Origin of the sequence: Methanolobus sp. (assembly GCF_030682845.1) — an archaeon.
In the GTDB taxonomy this organism is placed as follows: Archaea; Halobacteriota; Methanosarcinia; order Methanosarcinales; family Methanosarcinaceae; genus Methanolobus.
This window is the reverse complement of sequence record NZ_JAUXNK010000014.1, coordinates 1-21,061: the sequence shown is the minus strand read 5'-3', so window position 1 is coordinate 21,061 and position 21,061 is coordinate 1. Positions and strand designations below refer to the sequence as shown.

Here is a 21,061-nt window from a genome sequence, read left to right as displayed (position 1 = left end):
ACAGATAGGCGAAAAGATTCACCTGGTGAATACATCTATTTCAATATCTGAAAAGAAAAAAGATGATGGTTCAACTGTAAAGTGGCTTCAGTTCTCCAAGTTCAACAAAAAATCAAATAAATGGGAGAATTTCACATTGTTTGGCTCTGATCTTGAAGTGCTGGGTGTCAAGCTCCCTTCAATTCTTGAATCTCTTAATAAGGGCAATTCAGTTTAATTGCTTTCTATTATCTATCTTCTTTATTTTTTCTTTCCCGCATGAAAAACATAAGATGATTCCAAGAATGAGTTTATAATGGGGAGAGGAGAATTACAGAGGCAACTCTAATTTCCCTTTATACTTTTTATAACATGTATAGCAAATAGGTTTTATCTTGCTGGATTTAGTGTCATTACCACAGATATGACATACTTTTTCTTGATATTCTTCATTTCCAAATTTATTCCAGGTTGTATAGCAATCTTTGCAATATGGATGTAATGGATCTTGTTTTATTGCTTTCTTACATCTAATACAAAAACCACTTTCTGAAGAGCTGGTTAATTTCTGTTTATCTTCCTCTTGTCGTGTTATTTTCTCAACTGTTACCTTAAGTTCTTCACTAATTCTGAATAATCTCATTGCTTCTTTGTTTATTTCATCGTACACTTCGGAATCTTTCTCTTTAGAAACATAAATGCCCATCTCATTATTGTTTTGTTGAGAAAACTCATACAGATTCATTGAAGTGACAAGTGCTTCTTTTTCGTTTAAATAGCATTTAGCGTGTAGATTTTTACAAAACCCCGTCCTAACAAAATCCAAGTTTCTTAACCAATTGTGTTCATCAGGTTGAAGTTCATTTTTTCCATAAATAACTATTATATTAATTTTCATGCGGTTTTTATCTTCGATTAGTTCTCTGATTCTTTCATTTATCCTCAAATATGGGCTGACCAAAATTAACTTCTCATCAGCATCTTTGATTATCGCTTCTAAGCGAAATGAAATTCCCGTAGTAGTTAAAAAATCAACCATAAAATTAATTATACTTTACTGTATATAAACTTTATATCTTTGGAATGTTTACGTATAAACCCACTCTCCATTATGCAGATTTTCTTTGTTGAAAATAGAAAAAGGGGCTCTTAACCCCGTGATTTCAAGCCTCCGGGGGGATTTGAACCCCCGACCTGCTGATTACGAATCAGCCGCTATACCGCTAAGCCACAGAGGCAGATGTGGATGACCTTATAATTGTATATAGTGATTTAATGATTTCGCTTATAGGGCTATTTCTCTGTTTTTGTTATATTACTCTCACTTCTATGCACACGTTGAACTGGCGGGGAGCATAGGAACGAACAACTCTTGTTTCTACAGCTTCGGTTTTCCGGTCTGCTTTGCCTGCAGCTTCCTCGATAAGTTTCAGGGAACATCCGAATAGATCATCCTCGGGGGTGATGTCGTAGTAATGAATGATAGCACCAGATGCGCACAGCCTGATCGCAGCATCAAGGAACTCACAGGCGTTGTGGGGGAGGTTCATTATGACATGATCCGCAAGACCCTGGAACCTCTCTGCTAACAGGTTTGCGTCGCCTTCAATTGCCTCGACGTTAGTCGCTGAATTGAGTTCCACGTTGCGGCGCAGGAACTCGATCGCATCGGGGTTCTTGTCGATTGCGATGACCCTTATGTCATTGCTCTTTTTTGCTATCATTATGCTATAAGGGCCGACGCCTGCGAACATGTCCACAACGGTCTGTCCTTCTTTTACCTGCGCGAGGATACGCGAGCGCTCCGTTGCAAGGCGGGGAGTAAAGTACGCTTTTTCAAGGTCGATGTAGTATCTGCAGCCGTACTCCTTATGGATGGTGGAGGTTTTGTCCTCTCCTGCGATTCTCCTGAACCTGCGGGTTCTGAACTCTCCCTCTACAGGTCCCAGGGCGGCAAGTACCGTTTTAACATTGCCCTTGACTTTCATGATGGCCTCAGCGACCATTTCAGGCTGAGACACGTCATCTTCGATAAGCGCGATATCTCCTATCACTTCAAAATGCGGCACGTCATTCATAAGGTTTTCAAGCTTCAATTGTCCCTTATGCTCTTCAAAATCCTGCTCTGTGAGCTCAAAATCTCCCGGCAGCAACTTAAGCTCTGTATCCTGCGGTTCTGCTGTAAGGGGCAAATACAGGAAGTCACCTTCCGAGCAGATCCTGGAATTATTGTCCAGCAGATCCATATCAAGAAGTGCTCTGCGTATAGGCTCGCCGTTCTTCTTCAAAATCCGGATGCAACTTTTTCTCATGTTCATGTACCTACGATAAACCATGACCCGAACAGGGCAAGGAACAGACCACATGACATCAGTACCCTTTCATAAAGTTTTGGGGACATCAGCTTCTTCCCTCTGCTGAATGATGTGGAAACAACTGTGAAATAACTCCGGTCTGCCATCCAGTAGCCTACAACAAAAAGTGCTGCTGCAAGCATGCTGATCTCAAGTCCTTTCAGTACAAGGGTGCTTCCGGCGGCAAGCCACCACAGCCAGAAATAGGGATTCGAGGCAGAAGCTACTATTCCTGCCAGTATGGGGTTCGAATTATTGCTCCTGTGTTCATGCATTGAACCTGCCGCACTATTTGCATTCGCGTGGCCGATGAAGATTTCCGGACCTGCCTGCCATCCTCTTTTCAGGGATGTGTCTATTGTCGCGAAAAGCATTGGTCCGGGTACAAGCGCACCTGTCATCCCCACGGTAAATCCGATGGCCAGCATCTCCAGTAGCTCTAACATAGTTAACACTGCTTGATCTGGTCAAATGTTAAAAATATCTGGCAAAAATGAATATGTAACAAAGGAAGCAGTCTTGATCCCTTCCTTTGTTCACTTACTTCGTTCCGGTATATTGTGTGCTCAGAGAATGATCTCGATATCAAGCTCTTCTGCGAGTTCCTTGTACCTGTTACGGATGGTGACCTCGGTCACACCTGCAACATCGGCGACCTCGCGCTGTGTCCTGCGCTCGCCGCACAGGATAGAGGCAATGTAGATGGCTGCTGCAGCCACACCTGTGGGACCACGGCCGCTGGTAAGCTCCTTCTCGGAAGCCTGCCTCAGGATCTCAACACCTCTGGACTGCACCTCACCTTTAAGATTGAGTCCTGAGCAGAATCTCGGGACGTAGTCTATTGGTGATGTGGGCATGAGCTTGAGGGAAAGTTCCCTTGAGATAAAGCGGTATGTCCTGCCTATCTCTTTCCTGCTTACCCTTGATACCTCTCCTATCTCGTCGAGTGTCCTTGGGACACTGCACTGGCGGCATGCTGCATACAATGCTGCTGCGGCAACACCTTCGATGCTCCTTCCACGGATGAGGTTCTTATCAACGGCTTTCCTGTAGACCACTGCCGCAGTCTCACGCACTGTCCTTGGCAGACCCAGGGCTGATGCCATACGGTCCAGTTCGGACAATGCAAAGGCAAGGTTCCTTTCAGTAGCGTTACTGACGCGTATCCTACGCTGCCATTTTCTCAGCCTGTACAGTTGCGCCCTGTTCTTGGAGGAAATAGATTTCCCATAGGAGTCACGGTTTCTCCAGTCTATCATTGTGGAGAGACCTTTGTCATGTATGGTGTAGGTCATTGGCGCGCCTACACGTGAGCGTTTCATTCTCTGGTCGTGGTCAAATGCACGCCATTCGGGTCCCTCGTCGACGAACTCGGCGTCTACGACAAGTCCGCAGTCCGAACAGACCAGTTCGGCCCTCTCATAGTCCTGTACCAGGCTGCGGCTGCCACACTCAGGACACTGGACCTTGGCCTTCTCAACGTCCATGTCTTTCTCTTTTTCCTTACGTGCCTTGATCATTGCACGTATCTTCTCCCTTTCGGAAGTGTCGGAATACCGTACCCTTTCAACTTCGACCATTTTCAATCACCTAATCTCTATAAACAGAAAATATATTCATTCAGTCATCTCTCAGTCAACCACAGCTCACAACAACAATTTAAAAGGCTCATGTATTCACTGAACGTAAACTCGTTCATTTACCATTTTTTGAAGTTCAGAACCAGCAATTCCTTTGTTCGGTTTCACAATATAATAGGGCCAGTCAACAGGTCCGAAAACGCCGGTAACCTTCCCTATCCTCTTAATTGACTTATCAAGAACAAAAGAATGTATTCTAGGCATTTCCTTCATAGATCCGGAAAACTTCTTTGTTTCCCCTCTGATGATCAGATCATCCTGTTTCGAAAGATGCAATACTTTACCCAGTCGTTTCATATTTTGTGCAAGTTCTTTTCTTTTTTATTTGGAACTATTCTCGTGTTAATATTATATATAGTTTACGCAGAAGTTTTAATACCGCTATTTTTCCCTACAAAAAGATATCGTTGATTCGGAGACTAAATTCCGTTTACGTTTATATCTTTCGGTATGTGATGGCCGTGCTATCTCTTCACAGACCACAACCTTAAAGTTATAACAGGACTATTTTGGCACGACTTTATTGTCACTTTATAATATCTCTATAATGACTTTATACTTAAACTACCCATCATCTATTTTATGCGTGGAGGAAATCTGGTGGCAGATAGAAAATTCGTATACTTTTTCGGGAAAGAAGAAACTGAAGGTAAAAACAGCATGAAAGATCTGCTTGGTGGCAAAGGTGCCAACCTTGCAGAAATGGCCAATCTGGGAATACCGGTTCCGCCTGGGTTCACTATCACAACTGAGGTTTGTGTGCTCTATCTTGAGAATGGTTCATACCCTGACGGCATTCTTGATCAGATAGACGCTGCTATCGAGAAACTCGAAAAGGTGAATGGCAAGAAATTTGGGGATCTGAAGGATCCTCTCTTGCTTTCGGTCAGGTCGGGTGCACGTGTTTCCATGCCTGGTATGATGGACACTGTCCTGAACCTGGGCCTGAATGATGTGTCTGTTGCAGGTCTTGCAAAAAAGACCGGTAATGAAAGATTTGCCTATGACAGTTACCGCAGGTTCCTGATGATGTTCGGGGATGTGGTACTGGATATAAAGCACGAGTATTTCGAATCTGCCATTGAGGCTAAGAAAAATGAGCTTGGTGTCAAGCAGGATACACAGCTTAATGCAGGTGCCCTAAAACAGCTGGCTGATACGTTCAAAGAAATTATTAAGAAGAAGACCGGCTCTGAATTCCCCCAGGATCCGCGTAAACAACTCCAGATGTCCATTGAAGCAGTTTTCAACTCATGGAACAACCAGCGTGCCATCCGATACAGGAAGCTCAACAACATCCCGATGGACTGGGGTACTGCCGTCAATGTGCAGACAATGGTCTACGGTAACATGGGCGAGACGTCGGGCACAGGTGTTGCTTTCACAAGGGATCCTGCAACAGGCAAGAAGGAGTTCTTTGGCGAGTATCTTATGAATGCACAGGGCGAGGATGTCGTAGCAGGCATCAGGACTCCTCTTACCATCACGACCCTTGCACAGAAGATGCCCGGGGCCTATGCACAGCTTGTGGACATCTGCCAGAAGCTTGAGAAACACTTCAGGGATATGCAGGATATCGAGTTCACTATCCAGGAAGGCAAGCTCTACATGCTGCAGACCAGGAATGGTAAACGTACTGCAGCAGCTGCCCTAAATATTGCTGTTGACATGGTCAGTGAGGGTCTTATAGACAAGAAGACAGCTCTCATGAGGGTCAGGCCGGAGCAGATAGATCAGTTACTGCATCCGATGATAGATTCCAGCTCAAAGTATGAGGTTATCGCAATCGGGCTGCCTGCATCACCAGGTGCAGCTGTTGGGAAAGTTGTCTTCACAGCCGAGCATGCCGAGGAGATGGCTGCGCTCAACAAGAAAGTGATCCTTGTCAGGACAGAGACATCACCTGAAGACATAGGGGGCATGGATGCTGCCCAGGGTATACTTACCGTGCGCGGAGGGATGACCTCTCACGCCGCTGTAGTTGCCAGGGGAATGGGCAAGCCCTGTGTAGCAGGTTGCGGAGCTATAAGTATTGATATTCATGAAAAAGTGTTCACTGTTAATGACCTTCGTATAAAGGAAGGCGACTACATATCTATCGATGGAGCAGCAGGATCAGTGATCCTTGGAAAAGTCTCGCTCGTCACCCCTGGGGTCAGTGAAGAACTCAAGATCCTGCTTTCCTGGGCTGATGAAGTAAGGAAGATGAGCGTCAGGACAAATGCCGATACTCCTCACGATGCGGCTGTAGCAAGGAGCTTTGGTGCAGAGGGAATTGGACTGTGCAGGACAGAGCACATGTTCTTTGGCGATGACAGGATACCTGTCGTCAGGGAAATGATCCTGGCGGAAGATGAATATGCCAGGAAAGAGGCTCTAAGCAAGCTTTTGCCTATGCAAAGGGAGGACTTCATCGGTATCTTCCGCGCCATGCAAGGATATCCTGTGACCATACGTCTGCTTGACCCGCCACTTCACGAGTTCCTGCCAAAGCACGAGGAACTGGCAGAAAAGTTCCGCCTTCTCGAAGCTGAGAGGCTTGCAAGCAATGCTGACGAACTTACAGTCTTAAAGGCTATCATGGAGCGTGTCGAGTCTTTGACAGAGATCAATCCCATGCTCGGTCACCGGGGCTGCCGTCTTGGCATAACCTATCCGGAGATATACGACATGCAAGTGCAGGCTATCGTCGAGGCTGCCTGCCAGCTTAAGACTGAAGGCATGGATGTCGTGCCTGAGATCATGATCCCTCTTATATGTCACGTTAACGAGCTCAAAGCAGTGAAAAAGCATGTGATCAATGTCATTGAATCCGTGCTGGCTGAAAAGAAGGTAAAGATGGATTACCTGATAGGTACAATGATAGAGCTCCCCAGAGCAGCCCTGACGGCAGACCAGATCGCCCGTGAGGCTGAGTTCTTTTCCTTCGGTACCAATGACCTGACCCAGACAACCTTTGGTTTCAGCAGGGACGATGCAGGCAAGTTCCTTCCATGCTATGTTGCCGATAGTATCCTGGGGAATGACCCATTCGCGGTCCTTGACCAGGAAGGTGTTGGTGAACTTGTGAGAATAGGTATTGAAAAAGGCCGTTCTACAAGGCCGGATCTTAAGATCGGTATATGCGGTGAACATGGGGGAGAGCCAAGTTCCGTAAAGTTCGGCTACAGGGCCGGGCTTGATTATGTGAGCTGCTCGCCATTCCGTGTGCCCATCGCCAGGCTTGCTGCAGCACAGGCAGTCCTCGAGGACGAAGGCAGATCCCTCCAGTAACATACGGGTAGTGACGTCCCGTATCTCTTTTTTTACCATCGTACTATATCTATTGATCTATGCAGATTTACTGAATCCTGCAGCTATAATAGCAACCAGTAGCAACAGCAGGCAAATATAAGTATCAATCTAAAATAAAAAAAGGGCAAAACCCTTCATCAAAAAAGTTAATGTGTTCTCTGGATCATGTAATCGGCGATTGCAAGAAGTATATCTTTTGACTCGCTATCCTCAAGAATATCAAGGAGTCCTTTGCCTTTTGCAATATATGACACTGCAAGATCCCTTGCATAGTTTATCGAGCCTGAATCTTCCAGAAGGCGCACAGCATCATTTATCTCTTCTATGCTGGCCTCTCCCTTGCCGAATATATCCATTTCGACACCATTGTTCAGTGCATGAATGGCGATGAGCGTCTTCTTGCCTTCCATGAGGTCGCTTCCCCTGACCTTGCCGAGTACCTCTTCAGGAGTGATCATATCAATGACATCATCATAGATCTGGAAAGCAATACCTATGAGCCGGCCAAACTCATAAAGAGTGTCTGCTGTTTCAGTTGATGCGCCACCAAGTATGGCTCCTATCTTGCATGCGGCAGCATAGAGCACACCTGTCTTTTTCTCTATCATGTCAAGGTATTCTTCCTCGGTGACATCCGTGCGGTCTTCGAACTCGATATCCATCCATTGGCCTTCACAGATGTCCCTGCATGTCCTGGACAGTATATCGACGCACTTTAGGAGGTTCTCAGGAGTGCCATTGGCACATGTCATTATCTCAAAGGCTTTTGAGTAGAGGGTATCGCCTGCCAGGATAGCGCCTGCCTCTCCCCATTTTACATGGACGGCCGGCATTCCTCTGCGTATGTCATCCCTGTCCATGATGTCATCATGGACAAGTGTGAAATTATGCACGAGCTCTAGGGCAACAGCAGCAGGAAGAACCTTTTCAGGTTCACAGCCCACAGCCTCTGCTGCCAGGATCACAATGGCGGGTCTGAGTCTTTTCCCGCCGGCATCCGGCAGGTAGCGGGCTGCTTTATAAAGTTCTGTCGGCCTGGACACCGGGAGGTATTCCTCAATGCCCTTATCGACGCGTACAGACCTCTTTTTTATCTCTCCTATCAGATCCATAGTTTATCACGCTGTTTTTCCTTAAGTCTTACTCTTAATCTTCTTCGATATAGAGTTCCTCTCCATTCCTCAACAGGTGCAGAGTATCGCCGAGTGAGTAACCTGCATCTTCAGCCATCTGGATATATTCGCTATGCATCTGTATGGTTCCATGTGCCGGAATTACATGTTCTGGTTTGAGCATCCTGAGCAGTTCCCAGTGATCTTCCCGGTATGCGTGTCCGGAAACGTGTACATTATCATATATCCTTGCCCCTTTCATCTTGAGTTTTGTCTCAAGTGCATAGCGGTTTGCCTGTGTCATTGGGTTTGGTATCACATTTGCTGAGAATATGATCCTGTCTCCGGTCTCTACCTTGAATGGAGTCTCGCCATTAGCTATCCTGCCAAGGACAGCTCCGGGTTCACCCTGGTGTCCGGTCATGACTGGCAGGTACTTGTCCTTGCCTGCTTCCATTATCTTTTTCAGTGCATTGTCGATGTCGCGGCGTGATCCATATATCTCCACGTTTTCGGGGAGGTCGATGTATCCAAGCTGATATGCAGTACCAACATACCTCTCCATGGACCTTCCCAGGAGCACTGGTATCCTTCCCATCTCTTTCGCGAACTGCACGATAGAATTCATACGAGCTATATGGGATGCAAAGGTGGTGACTATCATGCCGACAGCAGATTCCTCCGTACCGAGCAGGACATCCTTGAGCATCATGTGTGCTATAAGTTCAGAAGGTGCCTTTCCATTCCTGCCCGCATTGGTGCTCTCAGTGATGAGTGCAATGACTCCTTCTTTCCCAAGCTCTTTTAGCCTGTCAAAGTCAGGTGCCTCTCCCAGGGTGGGTGTTCTGTCGAACTTGAAGTCACATGCATATACCACAGCGCCGCTTGGCGTGTGTATGGCTACAAATACCGTGTCTATGATGCTGTGCTGCGTGTTGATGAACTCGATTGTGATATCCTTTGTGATCTCAAGGGTTTCCCCTGCCTTCAGTGCAACGATATTGTTCTTTACACCGAACTTCCTCTCGGAATCTATCTGGTGCTTTATCAAAGCAGTAGTATATGGGGTTGCGATTATTGGTGCTGCGTAGCGGTGCGCAAGCTTGGGGATAGCGCCAATGTGGTCCAGGTGACCGTGTGTGCAGACTATGGCACGCACGTTACCGTTGACCTCATTCATTATCGTGTCGTCAGGTATCGCTCCCATTTCTATCAGTTCAAGTGAGTGCATCCTGTCGATGTCTACGTCCTCATGGATCTGGACCCTGTCCAGGCGAATGCCCATATCGATGATTATTATATCCTCGTTTACTCTGATCGCAGTCATGTTGCGGCCCATTTCGTTGTATCCGCCAACTGCTATTATACCTATTTCAGTCATATATTATCCTCTGTTATTTCTATAAATTCAATTTTGCATCTATGTATCATGCTATACTAAATGACAGTCAAACGATCTGAAGCTCACTGCTCTCAGATCTGAGTGCGAGTTCTTTTGCGTCAAAACCCCGTAACTCTATATATTCTCTGGTCCAGCCGGTCACTATCGCTGGCGCAGAGTGCAGCTTTTTTACATCCCTGCAACCACAAAGGAACATGGCCACCTTAAGCTCATCGATCATAAGTGAGATGCTTTCAATGACCTCTTCTTCTCCTTTCATTGCAGGTGCTACGAACGGCAACGCAGCACTTGCCACAGAGGCGCCCATGGCAATAGATTTAGCGATGTCCAGCCCTGACCTTATACCGCCGGTTGCAATAACCGGCAGGGATACGCTGCATTCTATTATACTGGGTACGGTGGGTATTCCGAAATCCCAGAACAATTCCCCGATCAGTTCGGAGCGCGTGTCCTCTCTTGCCCTGGCACGGTATACTTCCACACCTGACCATGTAGTCCCACCGACGCCTCCTACATCTATGGCTGAAACTCCTGCTTTCTTTAGAAGCAGAGCGTCCTCATGTGAGATGCCGGCACCGGTTTCTTTAACAATTATGGGAGTCTTGAGCGAGCATATCTCCTTGATGCTTTCAAGCGCATCGGATGCGTTCCTGTCTCCTTCCGGTTGTATGGCCTCCTGAAGGAAATTCAGATGTATGGCCATAGCATCGGCATCTATCATCTCTATTAGTTTTTCCACGCCTTCAACGCCGTACTGCTTGATCTGGGCAGCACCTATATTGCCATATACAAAGACATCCGGTGCTTCATCCCTGACCACCCTGAAAGAAGCTTCCTGTGCAGGGTCCTCAATAGCAGCTCTCTGGCTGCCTACTCCAATTCCAATGCCCAGCTCTTCTGCAGCCCGTGCGAGTGCGGCATTGATGGGTGTTGTATCAGGATGACCTCCGGTAATGGAAGCTATCATGAATGGTGCATTCATTTTCCTTCCAAGGAACTCTGTGGAAAGGTCTATGTCATCCATTCCCATCTCCGGGAGCGCCCGGTGAACGAGCATGATATCTTCAAATCCGGCTTTTATTTTCCTTGACTCCACCGGGCTTGCCGCACATAACTGGAGGTGTTCTATCTTTCTCTGGGAAGTGCTCACAATACTGCTCCTGAATATTCTACTTTTGAGATAGCAGTGCCTATGTTCTCTCCCAGGAGGAAGCCTGCGATATTTCCGGCATTACCGGCGTTGAATATATATGAAGTTATATCTGATGTATCACTAAGTTCTAGAAGCTCAAGTACCTTTCCCAGCATGCCTCCGGTCACATCAGTATTTGCAGAACCACCTATGAACTGTTTGATATGTTCAAAATTGGTAGCACTGATAATCTTTATCGTATTGCCGTTCCCGTCAAGCACTCCATTCTCGGCGCTTCCTATCCCGATGCGCTCTGCACCCAGTTCTGATGCAAGGTAGGGTACTATCCGGTCACCTGAGAGGACGCAGGTCCCAAGTGCCGTATCCATTACTACATCACCATGCAATACCGGTACAAAACCGTTGTCAAGCATTATGTGTATTTGTTCAAGGAACATTTCCTTTATCCTGCCATTGTCGCAAACAATGCAGTTCATGGGGTGTACTCCCACAGCTTTCACACCAGCATCATTAAGGGCATCAACAACTATCCTGTTCAGTTCTTTGACGGAAACATGGGTTATTATCGAGCCAAGAGGGTCAAATTTACCCGTAAGTCCATAGCGTTTTGCCTGGGGGTGGCCGAAAGAGCCTGCACCGTGTACGATCACAAGTCGTGTATCCGACAGGGCGATCTCACTGGCAATACGCCTGATTTCTTCTACCCTGGCAGTGCCTTCATCCGTGCTTTTATCTGTGATGACGCTTCCGCCTATCTTCAGTACAGTGATGCTTTGGTGACTTGTCTTTTTCATTTCTGTGTCTCCAGCCGGACACCCTCATGCGTGTTCCTTGTAATAATGACCTCAGCTCCTGAATCACTTATGGCTTTTGCTATTCTCTGTGCTTCCGGCTCATCAGAAAGTGCGACCATGCATCCTCCGCCACCAGCCCCTGTTATCTTGGCGGCCAAAGCGCCATTGCTGCGTGCAGCATATACAAGTGCCGAGAGTTCAGCACTGCCCACGCCAATAGCATCCAGAAGGCCGTGGTTCACATTCATGAGCTTGCCGAGGGTTGCATATTCTTTTCTGCTGACGTACTCTTCAGCGATAAGGGACATGGTTCCTATGTTTGTAAGTATGGGATCAATGATATCGGGGAATTCAATTTTCAGCCTTGCCACACTTGCTACCAGTTCCCGGGTCGATGAGAACCGGCCTGTGTTTCCGATAACGATTGTACATTCCAGAGCCTGCAGTTTCCTGCGCTGGGGTATCATGACGACGCCTCCCATGGTGCTGACATAGGTATCCGTGGGACTGGCGTTACCCTGGACCTCTTTTTCTATCCCGTGCCCAATAGTTGCGATCTCTTCAAGTTGAAGGTTGCAGTTGAAGAGATGGTTCAATGCCTGGATCGCTGCAACTGTAACAGCAGCTGATGATCCCAGGCCGGAGCCAACAGGGAGGTTTGAATCGATCCTTATCTTAACTCCCTCTATGTCTGCGTGATCCTGCATCTTCTCTATTGCCTTTGAAACATATGGGTGGATGTCATAGTCGATGCCTGTCCTGCCAAGCACTGATTCAATGACGATGGAGTCACATCTCTCTGCCTGCACCCGGGTGCGAATATCTATCGCGCAGCAGATTGCGCTCTGCCCATAAACAACTGCATGCTCCCCAAAAAGGTAGATCTTCCCTGGTGCAGAACATGTTATCATCTGTAACTCCTGTAAGCAAATGTTGATTATGTGTGTCTCTATGTTTCATTCAAAGACTATCGCAGCATATCCCACAACCTGCGACCGATCGCCAGTTACATCGCCGCTTGTCGCATACTTCAAGAGGCTTGCCTTGGCAGCCCCATACTCTCCTGCTGCTGCCATCGTAGCTGCTATCGGGCCAAACCCGCAGGCTGTGATATTCCTTTCCTCTCTTCTACGATAGAATTCAGGAATGTCTATCATGATAACGGGGTCAATGAGATAATGATCGTTATCGGATGCTTTCTCCTCTGATTGATAATGTGTGAAGTCGCTGGAAGCTATGAATACTACCTTTTTTCCCGACGCCTTGGCTGCGCGTGCAACTTCAACTCCTATCTCTACAGCTGTTTCTTCATCCTGAAGTCCCATGCAGACAGGAAGTATCTTAAAACTTTCTGCAAACCTGTGCTGAAGAAAAGGTATCTGCACTTCGATGGAATGTTCGAACCGATGGGCCACCTCGTCATAGTCCACTATGCTTCCGGCAAGAAGCTTTCCAAGTTCCCTGTCTGTATCGACCATGCCAAGGGGTGTGACCCATGTATCCTGGGAGAGAGCTACCGCAGACCCGTAACCGGTATGGTTCGGGCCAAAGAACACATAGGTGTCTGCTTCAGGAAGCAGGGCATAAGCATAGGCTGCGACCTCTCCCGAATAGACGTATCCGGCATGAGGCACTACTGCACCTATTATGTTCCTTGGCTTGATTTCGATGTCCTTAAAGCATCGGCTCAGTTCCTTCTTCAGATCTTTCGGATCCCTTGGATAGAACTGGCCTGCAACAGTTGTCTGTCTCATACTACTAATCACCCAATGCTAATACGGGTTTTTTCTATTTGTAGTATGCTCATACAGATAAGTACTCAGACACCTGCCTCAAAGCTTTCAAGCTCGTAATTGAAAACGGATCCATTGGCTTTTGATATCTCTCTTGCCATGAGCCAGTAGACGAGTGACAGTGCCTTTCTTCCTTTGTTGTTGGTAGGGACCACAAGGTCTACATCAGATGTCATGTTATTGGTGTCGCAGAGTGCAACTACTGGTATGTTAATGTCTACTGCTTCCTTAATTACTTGTGCATCGCCGGTAGGGTCTGTGACGATGATCACATCAGGCTCAAAGAAATGTTCCACTGTTGGGTTTGTAAGAGTTCCGGGGATGAACCTTCCAACCATTGACCTTGCACCGATGGCTTTTGCGAACATCTTTGCAGGGAATTGCCCGTATTGCCTGGCTGACACCACAAGTATCCTTGAAGGGTCGTATTTGGACAGGAAGTTTGCAGCCATCTTTATTCGTTCGTCTGTTGCCTGGATATCCAGCACATACAGCCCGTCAGTCCTGACACGGTACACGAATTTCATCATGTTCTGAGTCTTTTGCTGGGTACCAATGTGCACTCCGGCTGCAAGATACTCATCTATGGGAACCAGTGATGTTGATTTCTGCTCCTCGCTGTTTTCAGTCGTTTCTACTTTTTCATTCTCAGTGAACTTAATATCTTCAGTTGTATCCATTCAATCACCTTGATTATTATAATCTACTTCTTTCTCTTTACAGTGATGGGAGTAGCTCCCAGTTCGAATTCCCTTTTAGCAAGATATAATGAATTTGTACTTGGGTCATCTATGAGCACTGGCGCTCCCATTGATATCTGCAGTGACCTTGCTCCAATGATCCTTGCTTTTTCATATCTTGTATAATGTTCTGTGTTCAATAGATCACCTAACGTAAAATTCCCTATATTACAATAACAATAAAATAGCCTGGCCATAGTTGCTTCTATTGGTATTAAAGCAGCACTCTTTAACGAACACGTACTATGGTTTTATGCATTATCTTGAAATGAGTGTATTCGGAATCCCTCCGAAAGTGGTCGTCTACCTATGCCAGCATTCTTCTCGGTATGACCGGAAGGGTATATGGGACCGCTGAGATTTGAACTCAGGTTCCGGCGTAGTTCGCATGGAATTCCATGTCCCGAACGCCGAAGGATGGACCAGGCTACCCTACGGTCCCTTTACTGGTATGGAGCCAATACGTCTACAAGTTCCACATGGGAAAGTATCATTCTGCGGCAACAGTAGCGTGTAACGCCAAGGCTGTCAAGTACCTTGGCGGCGTCTTCGCCTTCGTTCACACGCCTCTTGTAGTCTTCCCAGCAGCTGGAAACAACTTTCCCACAAGTGAAACACCGAACTGGAATCATTGCGCTTACCTGTATGATTTCTGATATCTGGAACGTGCACCAGGTCCGCCGAACTTCTTGGTTTCCTTCTGTCTGGAATCGTTGACCAGGAGGTTACGGTCGTATGCCATGTATGCGTCACGGAGCTCAGTGTCGTTGGTCCAGTCTACGATGCCTCTTGCAATAGCTGTCCTGACCGCGCTTGCCTGACCCATGATGCCGCCTCCGTTAACGGTGACGTCGATGTCAATGCTGTTTACAGCCTCTCCCGCAAGGAGGACTGCTTCATCGATCTTCAGTTTTATAAACTCGGGGTCGTAGATCTCGAGTGGCTTCTTGTTGATGCGCACCCTGCCTGTTCCCTTCTTCACAGTCGCACGGGCGATTGCTGTCTTCTTTTTCCCGGATGAAGTTACAACCTTATTAGTAGTAGTCATTTTAATCTCCTCAGAACTTTGAACCCAGTTTAGTGCTGACCTCTCCGAGAGTCAGGTATTTGTTAGAGCTAAGACGGTTCATATCTGCATCTGCAACCTTGGTGATCTCTGCGCCCCTTAACTCGATTGGAACTCCGACATATACCTTCAGGCGTCCCATTGCATCTCGTCCTCTCATGCGCTTATGAGGGATCATTCCCCTGATCGTCCTCTTCAGTATCCTGTCCGGTCTTTTCGGGAAATGAGGCCCGAATTCCCTTGAACCCCTGGTGAGTGTCTCGTCATATTCCTGCAAGGTGGTTGCCTTGGAACCGGATATGACTGCCTTCTCTGCATTCACTATGTCTATTTCCTCGCCTGTAAGCAGCTTCTTTGCAACAACACTGGCAAGCCTTCCCATAATGAGCCCTTCTGCATCTATAACTGTCATCCTGGTCACCTACTGTAAAATCCTTACTCCGGAGCCCTTGGGATTCTCTGCAAGGAGCTGTTCTATGGTCATGCACTTTCCACCAAGGCCGGTGATCTTGTCCTTCGCAGTAGTGCTGAAGCTTAATGCTGCCACATTCACTGCCTTGCCTATAAGGCCGGAGCCAAGTACTTTACCTGGTATGAGGACTGTCTCGTTGTCCTGTACATACCTGCTGATCTTACTAAGGTTTACCTCAGCATAGTTCTGCCTGGGTGCTTCAAGCCTCTTGGCTATGTCTCTCCAGACCATGACGTCGTTATCACGGGAGCCCTGCTTCAGATCAGTGATCAGTTGCGGGATCCTTGGGTTTGTCTTTCTAGTGATTTTAGCTCGTGTACTCTTGCTCATAATGTTCCTCCGCAAGATTATGTCTCACTCACGCATCAATATGCGTTCGAACATCCATCAGGTGCCAATAAAGTAAGAACATGATGAATCCATATTGCATAGATTCGTCCTTTCAATAACATTACTAGTACATAAATGTTATGTGCTTTATCTATGGAATACTCTTGCATATACCTTGCCATAAATGTCGCCTGTATCGCATCCCGCTTCTTTTGCGGCGATGAGGCCGGCAACTTCGATTTCCACAAGGTCTCCGAGTTGCTCTTGCGTACCATTTATAAGGGCTGCTGCTTCCTTTTCACTCTTGCCTGCCTTTGTGGCTATCATGGATATTAATTCTTCCAGAAGCGTCTTTTCTGCAAAAAGGCTACCTGAAGGCTTGAACCCATTCGGCAGTTCAATATGCGCAACATCAAAGGTGGGTATAAGCCTGTTATCCTCAAGCCTTAAAAGCCCGGAACTTATTGCTTTGTCCCTTGCTTTTGAAGCTAAGGGGGGAGCCATCCATTTTAGATCAAAGGATAGAGCAAATTCAAAATCCTTTATAGAAAGTGATGCTGCCGCCTTTTTCTTAAAAGGGGTGGCAACAACAAGCTTCAGTTCATCATCCATTATGATCCACGTCTGAGTTCATCAATAATAGTGTCTGCAACCCTGCCGCATTCGGTTCGCTTCTGGCCGTCGATATGGTTGATCTGAAGCACAAGAAGTTCATTCTCAAGAATGGCGCGCACAAGGTACACATCTCCTCTGAAAGCTACTCGGTTGTACTTTCCGTCAAGGTAACTATAGTGCAACTGGACCCTGAAATCCAGTATCCCTTCCTTCTCGATGCTCTCTACGATCTCATCGACGTTATCATAGTTCAGTGGCCCGAAGTCGACGCCATTGGTAACGATCTCCACACGTATCTCACGTTTGGCCTGTATACGGTGCCCTCTCTGGGTGATAGACTCGGTGACGAACATGCCGAACTTTCCATCCATGTTAGCCATTACCCTCGTAAAAAAAGGTAAGTCCGAATGGTAACGGTACTTTTGTTCGAATTCCACTTCCCTGTGGGGGAACCGGTGATATATTCGCTTCCTCATCATTGGATGATCGTCTTCCGCCACTTTCATTTTGTAACTCAGAGTTTAATAAGCTTGGCATCAATGATCCCTTCAACGGCCCTCATCTCCTTAAGGATGGGCTCCGGGACTTCGGAATCTACATTCAATGCCATAATAGTTACTTCTCCGATCGGCACTCTGCCAACCTGCATCCCTGAAATATTGATGTTATTCTTCCCCAGTACGATACAGCAGGGTCCTATCACATTGGGTTTATTGATGTGAGTTGCCACAATTATGTATCCTGCTGGCGCCAGGTCGACGTTCTCGTCATTGATCCCGATTATCTTGGCAGCGTTGCCAACGACAGTACCTGTAATGGACTGGTTATCATTACCCTTTGTGATCCTTATCTTGACAATGGAGGCGTATTCATCCGAGGTCTGTGATTTGCTCTCGATGACCTCTACCTTTCTGGATTTTGCGAGGCTGTTTGCATTGACATAGTTGACGGCTGACCCAAGAGCTACCTGCAGCATGCCTTTCACGGCAGCGACGGTAATAGGCCTTGTGTCTTTCCCCGCGATGTCTCCCTGGTATGAGATCTCGATCTTCTCATAGTTCTTTCCAAGCAACTGTGCGCAGGCTTTGCTCATTGTCTCAGCAAGCTGGATGTACGGTGCAAGCACGGACATGACCTCAGGCTTGACAGATGGTATATTGATTGCATTCTTGGAAACACCGCCATTCAGTACAGCTACAATCTCTTCTGCAACTGATACTGCTACATTGACCTGTGCTTCCTCCGTGGATGCACCTAAGTGAGGAGTCGCTATGAGATTATCGCATTCGAGCATAGGGCTGTCAAAAGGCGGCTCATTCACGAACACATCCACTGCGGCACCAGCTATCCTGCCCGACTTAAGGGCTTGTGCGAGTGCTTCCTCATTGATTATACCTCCGCGGGCGCAGTTGATGATCCTTACATTGCTCTTCATCATCTCGAATTCTCTCTTGTCGATGATGTTCCTTGTCTCTTTTGTGAGCGGGGTGTGCACAGTGATAAAGTCTGCTTCCTTTACTATCTCATGAACTGACATGAGCCTGACTCCCAGTTCATTTGCCTTCTCCTCTGAAATGAACGGGTCATATGCAAGAATATCCATATTAAGTCCCTGCGCTCTCTTTGCAACTTCAGCCCCGATGCGTCCAAGGCCGATGACTCCCAGGATCTTGCCGTTGACCTCAACGCCCATGAATTTGTTGCGCTCCCATTTTTTGGATTTAAGGGAGGCATTGGCCTGTGGTATATTCCTTGCAAGTCCCATCATCATTGCAATAGTGTGTTCGGCAGCGGACAGCATATTGCCTTCAGGCGCATTAGTGACAATGATCCCTTTCTCAGTGGCAGCCTCAACATCAACATTATCCACGCCCACGCCGGCTCTGCCTATTATCTTCATTTTATCGGCCGCTTCTATCACTTTCCTTGTGACCTGAGTCCCGCTACGGATGACAAGGGCATCGTAATCAGGTATCTTCTCTATGAGTTCTTCTTCGGAAAGTTTGGTTAATACGTCCACTGTGAATTGCTGACCGAGTATTGCCAATCCCTGTTCAGATAATGGGTCGCTGACTAATATTCTCATGATATTTGCTCCATGGATCAATGTGATTGTTCGACTATGATATTATGATACATATGTACAGTTTTATAGTAGAACTGCAGCCATACATTTTATAATTGTCTCCAACATATGCATAATACTGACTTTTGATCTGGCCTGGTCTTCCAGGCGCGCAACCTACATACGTATAACTGCTTAAAAACTTAAGCATTGAGTAAGTGTTAAACTTACTTTTGCCAGAGAAGCAGAGTTTATAGCGACAATGCAGGCTTACTTTTTAATTAATTTGATGTCACTTTTAAATTTGTATGTCCTTCTTGCTGACTCATAAGCATTCTATGTGTGAAGTTTTATATATTTGTGCTTCGTGCCTACATGTATATACAGAAACGATTGGTTACAGGCAGTTATTGGTGGTCCATGAAAAACAACCTATTATTTACAAGTATTATATTGTGCATAATCTTATTTTTCTGCCTACTGGCTGTGACCCATGATCCTTTTATGGACTTCCTTTTCATAAATGATACCATTCTCTCTGAGTTGCTTGCGTATTTTCCAGGCAGGGAACTTTATCTTCACTCTTTTTTAGTCATTGTATTCCTGCTTTCAGGCATCACTCTCTCCCAGTTGACGGTACAATGCCAGAATGCTGAGAGAAAAGTGAGCAGAAAAGACCGGGAACTGCTTATTCTCCATTCTGCAGCATCTGTATCCGCCAGCTCCCATGATGTCCACGATTTTTTAGAGAATGTTCTGAACGAACTTCTTTCGTATCTTAATGCGAATTACGGTTTCATCTATCTGATAAAACAGGACTCAGACAAAGCCTCAATGTTTGCAGATGCTGAAATGCCTGTCCGGTTGAAAAAAGGTCTTGCAAGTATCCCTCTTGATCATCCTTTAATAGTAAATATCATGGAAATAAGCGCTCTGTCCCGGAAGACCGAAAAACCGCATGTTCTTGAAGTGAAACCTGATATCTTCCCGGAGCTGGACCTGGATAATGTTATTGCTATCCCTATGGTAGCAAGGAATGCAGTGACCGGCTTTTTTATGTTTTCCCTGAAGAAGCAGTTGAAGCTTAATGAGGATGATGCATATGTGCTTGAAAGCGTTGGTAAGCTTGCCGGAATAACGGTCGAGAACATACAGCTCCTGGAAAAGACCACCAAGGCCTATGAGGAGCTGAAGTCGCTTGAAAAGATGAAAGACGAATTTGTATCCAATGTGACCCACGAGCTAAAGACTCCCCTGATCTCCATAAAAGGGTACAGTGAGATAATGTATGAGGGCATGCTGGGCGATATGAACGAAAAGCAGAAACATGGCCTGAAGGTGATAGTCTCCAACTCTGAGCGCCTGAATCGACTGATAGAGTCGCTCTTACACATGAATGCCTTCCAGTTTAAAAAGCAACATGTCTTCTCCCCCTTAAGCCTGGCAGATGTCATGGGAAACGCTCTCAAGAGCCTGTCATTTAAAGTAGAAGAAAAAGGAATGGTCCTTAACACCAATTACGATAAACGTCTTCATTTCATATATGGTAATGCCGAACTGCTGAAACAGCTCTTTGTCTACCTTATAGATAATGCGGTCAAATTCTCACCCTATAGGAGCCACATAGGGATTTGTGCCTACGAGGAAAGTGGAAGCATGCACGTAGAGGTATCCGATAATGGGATAGGGATACCTGAGAATCAGATACCTAAGATATTCGAGAGATTCTACCAGGTAGATGGTTCAATGACCCGCAACTACGGGGGCAATGGTCTGGGGCTCTACCTTGCTAAGAACATTGTAGAAGTGCATAAAGGAAACATATGTGTAGAGAGCAGAGAAGGAGTTGGCACAAAAGTTCATGTGTCGCTCCCCCTCTACGAAGAGGACGAAAATATAATTCCTATATAACCCCTCCTCTGCGGAATGTATCTGCAATCTCATTCATTTTATCACGTTGGAGTAAGAAGACCACCCATTTTAATGGGTGGATGAATTACGTCCATTTTTCATTTGAAAAATATCTAAAATCGCATACACTACCAAACATTAAATATATATGCTATTATAGCGCAAAATACTTCGGTTATGTTAAGAGCCTACAAGTATCGATTATATCCAAATAAATCGCAAATAGATTTCTTTGAGAAACAGTTCGGTACTTGTAGATTCGTATACAACTGGGCATTGGATCTTAAGAGTACAGTTTACAAGGATGAGAACCGATCCATAAGTAAGAATGAGCTCAAGAA

24 protein-coding genes and 2 tRNA genes are annotated in these 21,061 nt (G+C 46.3%); 4 read left to right on the top strand and 22 right to left on the bottom strand.

Annotated elements, in window-relative coordinates:
- A partial coding sequence (locus Q8J68_RS01465; protein ID WP_305309790.1) for a hypothetical protein occupies positions 1-217 on the top strand: 217 nt, incomplete at its 5' end.
- A gap of 93 nt (positions 218-310) precedes the next feature.
- On the opposite strand, the gene Q8J68_RS01460 is transcribed toward Q8J68_RS01465, so the two are convergent.
- The 6 genes from Q8J68_RS01460 to Q8J68_RS01435 form a co-directional block, all read right to left on the bottom strand.
- Entirely contained in the window at positions 311-1,018 is a 708-nt protein-coding gene (locus tag Q8J68_RS01460; protein WP_305309789.1) for a phospholipase D family protein, read from the bottom strand.
- A 127-nt stretch (positions 1,019-1,145) separates the two neighbouring features.
- Positions 1,146-1,217: transfer RNA gene (locus tag Q8J68_RS01455), tRNA-Thr, on the bottom strand.
- Positions 1,218-1,289: 72 nt separating this feature from the next.
- Positions 1,290-2,291: a class I SAM-dependent methyltransferase family protein gene (locus tag Q8J68_RS01450; protein ID WP_305309788.1), complete on the bottom strand. Its 1,002-nt coding sequence runs from the start codon at positions 2,289-2,291 to the stop codon at positions 1,290-1,292.
- A 2-nt stretch (positions 2,292-2,293) separates the two neighbouring features.
- Entirely contained in the window at positions 2,294-2,779 is a 486-nt protein-coding gene (locus Q8J68_RS01445; protein ID WP_305309787.1) for a LysE family transporter, read from the bottom strand.
- Positions 2,780-2,899: 120 nt separating this feature from the next.
- Positions 2,900-3,913 (bottom strand): transcription initiation factor IIB, encoded by a 1,014-nt coding sequence (locus Q8J68_RS01440; protein WP_015052822.1) that lies wholly within the window; start codon positions 3,911-3,913, stop codon positions 2,900-2,902.
- A 96-nt stretch (positions 3,914-4,009) separates the two neighbouring features.
- A complete protein-coding gene (locus Q8J68_RS01435) occupies positions 4,010-4,270 on the bottom strand; it encodes an H/ACA ribonucleoprotein complex subunit GAR1 (protein WP_305309786.1) in 261 nt (86 codons plus the stop codon).
- Between the two features lie 303 nt (positions 4,271-4,573).
- On the opposite strand from Q8J68_RS01435, the gene ppdK reads away from it, so the two are divergent.
- Entirely contained in the window at positions 4,574-7,246 is a 2,673-nt protein-coding gene (gene ppdK, locus Q8J68_RS01430) for a pyruvate, phosphate dikinase (RefSeq protein ID WP_305309785.1), read from the top strand.
- A 167-nt stretch (positions 7,247-7,413) separates the two neighbouring features.
- On the opposite strand, the gene Q8J68_RS01425 is transcribed toward ppdK, so the two are convergent.
- The 16 genes from Q8J68_RS01425 to serA form a co-directional block, all read right to left on the bottom strand.
- The gene (locus tag Q8J68_RS01425; protein WP_305309784.1) at positions 7,414-8,379 is read right to left on the bottom strand and encodes a polyprenyl synthetase family protein; all 966 of its coding nucleotides are present in this window, start codon (positions 8,377-8,379) and stop codon (positions 7,414-7,416) included.
- Between the two features lie 34 nt (positions 8,380-8,413).
- A complete protein-coding gene (locus Q8J68_RS01420) occupies positions 8,414-9,760 on the bottom strand; it encodes an RNase J family beta-CASP ribonuclease (protein WP_305309783.1) in 1,347 nt (448 codons plus the stop codon).
- A gap of 67 nt (positions 9,761-9,827) precedes the next feature.
- Entirely contained in the window at positions 9,828-10,934 is a 1,107-nt protein-coding gene (gene fni, locus Q8J68_RS01415; protein WP_370867578.1) for a type 2 isopentenyl-diphosphate Delta-isomerase, read from the bottom strand.
- Complete coding sequence (locus tag Q8J68_RS01410) at positions 10,928-11,728, bottom strand: isopentenyl phosphate kinase (RefSeq protein WP_305309781.1); 801 nt, start codon at positions 11,726-11,728, stop codon at positions 10,928-10,930. The genes fni and Q8J68_RS01410 overlap by 7 nt, the downstream gene beginning before the upstream one ends.
- Positions 11,725-12,639, bottom strand: a complete 915-nt coding sequence (locus tag Q8J68_RS01405; protein ID WP_305309780.1) for a mevalonate kinase — start codon at positions 12,637-12,639, stop codon at positions 11,725-11,727. The genes Q8J68_RS01410 and Q8J68_RS01405 overlap by 4 nt, the downstream gene beginning before the upstream one ends.
- Before the next feature lie 45 nt (positions 12,640-12,684).
- Positions 12,685-13,482 (bottom strand): MEMO1 family protein, encoded by a 798-nt coding sequence (locus Q8J68_RS01400; RefSeq protein WP_305309779.1) that lies wholly within the window; start codon positions 13,480-13,482, stop codon positions 12,685-12,687.
- 65 nt (positions 13,483-13,547) lie between these two features.
- Positions 13,548-14,201, bottom strand: coding sequence for a 30S ribosomal protein S2 (gene rpsB, locus Q8J68_RS01395; protein ID WP_305309778.1), 654 nt, complete (start codon positions 14,199-14,201; stop codon positions 13,548-13,550).
- Positions 14,202-14,224: 23 nt separating this feature from the next.
- Positions 14,225-14,401, bottom strand: a complete 177-nt coding sequence (locus tag Q8J68_RS01390) for a DNA-directed RNA polymerase subunit K (protein ID WP_015052812.1) — start codon at positions 14,399-14,401, stop codon at positions 14,225-14,227.
- 206 nt (positions 14,402-14,607) lie between these two features.
- A tRNA-Pro gene (locus tag Q8J68_RS01385) sits at positions 14,608-14,703 on the bottom strand.
- A gap of 1 nt (position 14,704) precedes the next feature.
- Complete coding sequence (locus tag Q8J68_RS01380) at positions 14,705-14,893, bottom strand: DNA-directed RNA polymerase subunit N (RefSeq protein ID WP_083858128.1); 189 nt, start codon at positions 14,891-14,893, stop codon at positions 14,705-14,707.
- Between the two features lie 5 nt (positions 14,894-14,898).
- Positions 14,899-15,309: a 30S ribosomal protein S9 gene (locus tag Q8J68_RS01375; RefSeq protein ID WP_015052810.1), complete on the bottom strand. Its 411-nt coding sequence runs from the start codon at positions 15,307-15,309 to the stop codon at positions 14,899-14,901.
- Between the two features lie 10 nt (positions 15,310-15,319).
- A complete protein-coding gene (locus Q8J68_RS01370; RefSeq protein WP_305309777.1) occupies positions 15,320-15,739 on the bottom strand; it encodes a 50S ribosomal protein L13 in 420 nt (139 codons plus the stop codon).
- Positions 15,740-15,748: 9 nt separating this feature from the next.
- A complete protein-coding gene (locus Q8J68_RS01365) occupies positions 15,749-16,129 on the bottom strand; it encodes a 50S ribosomal protein L18e (protein ID WP_305309776.1) in 381 nt (126 codons plus the stop codon).
- A gap of 147 nt (positions 16,130-16,276) precedes the next feature.
- Positions 16,277-16,741, bottom strand: a complete 465-nt coding sequence (locus tag Q8J68_RS01360; RefSeq protein WP_305309775.1) for a DUF2240 family protein — start codon at positions 16,739-16,741, stop codon at positions 16,277-16,279.
- Positions 16,741-17,250 (bottom strand): hypothetical protein, encoded by a 510-nt coding sequence (locus tag Q8J68_RS01355; RefSeq protein ID WP_305309774.1) that lies wholly within the window; start codon positions 17,248-17,250, stop codon positions 16,741-16,743. The genes Q8J68_RS01360 and Q8J68_RS01355 overlap by 1 nt, the downstream gene beginning before the upstream one ends.
- Positions 17,251-17,258: 8 nt before the next feature.
- Complete coding sequence (serA, locus tag Q8J68_RS01350) at positions 17,259-18,830, bottom strand: phosphoglycerate dehydrogenase (protein ID WP_305309773.1); 1,572 nt, start codon at positions 18,828-18,830, stop codon at positions 17,259-17,261.
- A 465-nt stretch (positions 18,831-19,295) separates the two neighbouring features.
- Between serA and Q8J68_RS01345 the strand changes: the two genes are divergently transcribed.
- Both Q8J68_RS01345 and Q8J68_RS01340 read left to right on the top strand, forming a co-directional pair.
- A complete protein-coding gene (locus Q8J68_RS01345; RefSeq protein WP_305309772.1) occupies positions 19,296-20,720 on the top strand; it encodes a GAF domain-containing sensor histidine kinase in 1,425 nt (474 codons plus the stop codon).
- Between the two features lie 177 nt (positions 20,721-20,897).
- Positions 20,898-21,061, top strand: a 164-nt coding sequence (locus tag Q8J68_RS01340; RefSeq protein WP_305309791.1) for a helix-turn-helix domain-containing protein, incomplete at its 3' end; no start/stop codon positions are given.

What these genes read in the sequence shown, in the direction of transcription:
- Q8J68_RS01460 (WP_305309789.1), bottom strand. Translation starts at nt 1,018, where the DNA reads ATGGTTGATTTTTTAACTACTACGGGAATTTCATTTCGCTTAGAAGCG.
- Q8J68_RS01450 (WP_305309788.1), bottom strand. Translation starts at nt 2,291, where the DNA reads ATGAGAAAAAGTTGCATCCGGATTTTGAAGAAGAACGGCGAGCCTATA.
- Q8J68_RS01445 (WP_305309787.1), bottom strand. Translation starts at nt 2,779, where the DNA reads ATGTTAGAGCTACTGGAGATGCTGGCCATCGGATTTACCGTGGGGATG.
- Q8J68_RS01440 (WP_015052822.1), bottom strand. Translation starts at nt 3,913, where the DNA reads ATGGTCGAAGTTGAAAGGGTACGGTATTCCGACACTTCCGAAAGGGAG.
- Q8J68_RS01435 (WP_305309786.1), bottom strand. Translation starts at nt 4,270, where the DNA reads ATGAAACGACTGGGTAAAGTATTGCATCTTTCGAAACAGGATGATCTG.
- Q8J68_RS01425 (WP_305309784.1), bottom strand. Translation starts at nt 8,379, where the DNA reads ATGGATCTGATAGGAGAGATAAAAAAGAGGTCTGTACGCGTCGATAAG.
- Q8J68_RS01420 (WP_305309783.1), bottom strand. Translation starts at nt 9,760, where the DNA reads ATGACTGAAATAGGTATAATAGCAGTTGGCGGATACAACGAAATGGGC.
- Q8J68_RS01410 (WP_305309781.1), bottom strand. Translation starts at nt 11,728, where the DNA reads ATGAAAAAGACAAGTCACCAAAGCATCACTGTACTGAAGATAGGCGGA.
- Q8J68_RS01405 (WP_305309780.1), bottom strand. Translation starts at nt 12,639, where the DNA reads ATGATAACATGTTCTGCACCAGGGAAGATCTACCTTTTTGGGGAGCAT.
- Q8J68_RS01400 (WP_305309779.1), bottom strand. Translation starts at nt 13,482, where the DNA reads ATGAGACAGACAACTGTTGCAGGCCAGTTCTATCCAAGGGATCCGAAA.
- rpsB (WP_305309778.1), bottom strand. Translation starts at nt 14,201, where the DNA reads ATGGATACAACTGAAGATATTAAGTTCACTGAGAATGAAAAAGTAGAA.
- Q8J68_RS01380 (WP_083858128.1), bottom strand. Translation starts at nt 14,893, where the DNA reads ATGATTCCAGTTCGGTGTTTCACTTGTGGGAAAGTTGTTTCCAGCTGC.
- Q8J68_RS01375 (WP_015052810.1), bottom strand. Translation starts at nt 15,309, where the DNA reads ATGACTACTACTAATAAGGTTGTAACTTCATCCGGGAAAAAGAAGACA.
- Q8J68_RS01370 (WP_305309777.1), bottom strand. Translation starts at nt 15,739, where the DNA reads ATGACAGTTATAGATGCAGAAGGGCTCATTATGGGAAGGCTTGCCAGT.
- Q8J68_RS01365 (WP_305309776.1), bottom strand. Translation starts at nt 16,129, where the DNA reads ATGAGCAAGAGTACACGAGCTAAAATCACTAGAAAGACAAACCCAAGG.
- Q8J68_RS01360 (WP_305309775.1), bottom strand. Translation starts at nt 16,741, where the DNA reads ATGGATGATGAACTGAAGCTTGTTGTTGCCACCCCTTTTAAGAAAAAG.
- Q8J68_RS01355 (WP_305309774.1), bottom strand. Translation starts at nt 17,250, where the DNA reads ATGAAAGTGGCGGAAGACGATCATCCAATGATGAGGAAGCGAATATAT.
- serA (WP_305309773.1), bottom strand. Translation starts at nt 18,830, where the DNA reads ATGAGAATATTAGTCAGCGACCCATTATCTGAACAGGGATTGGCAATA.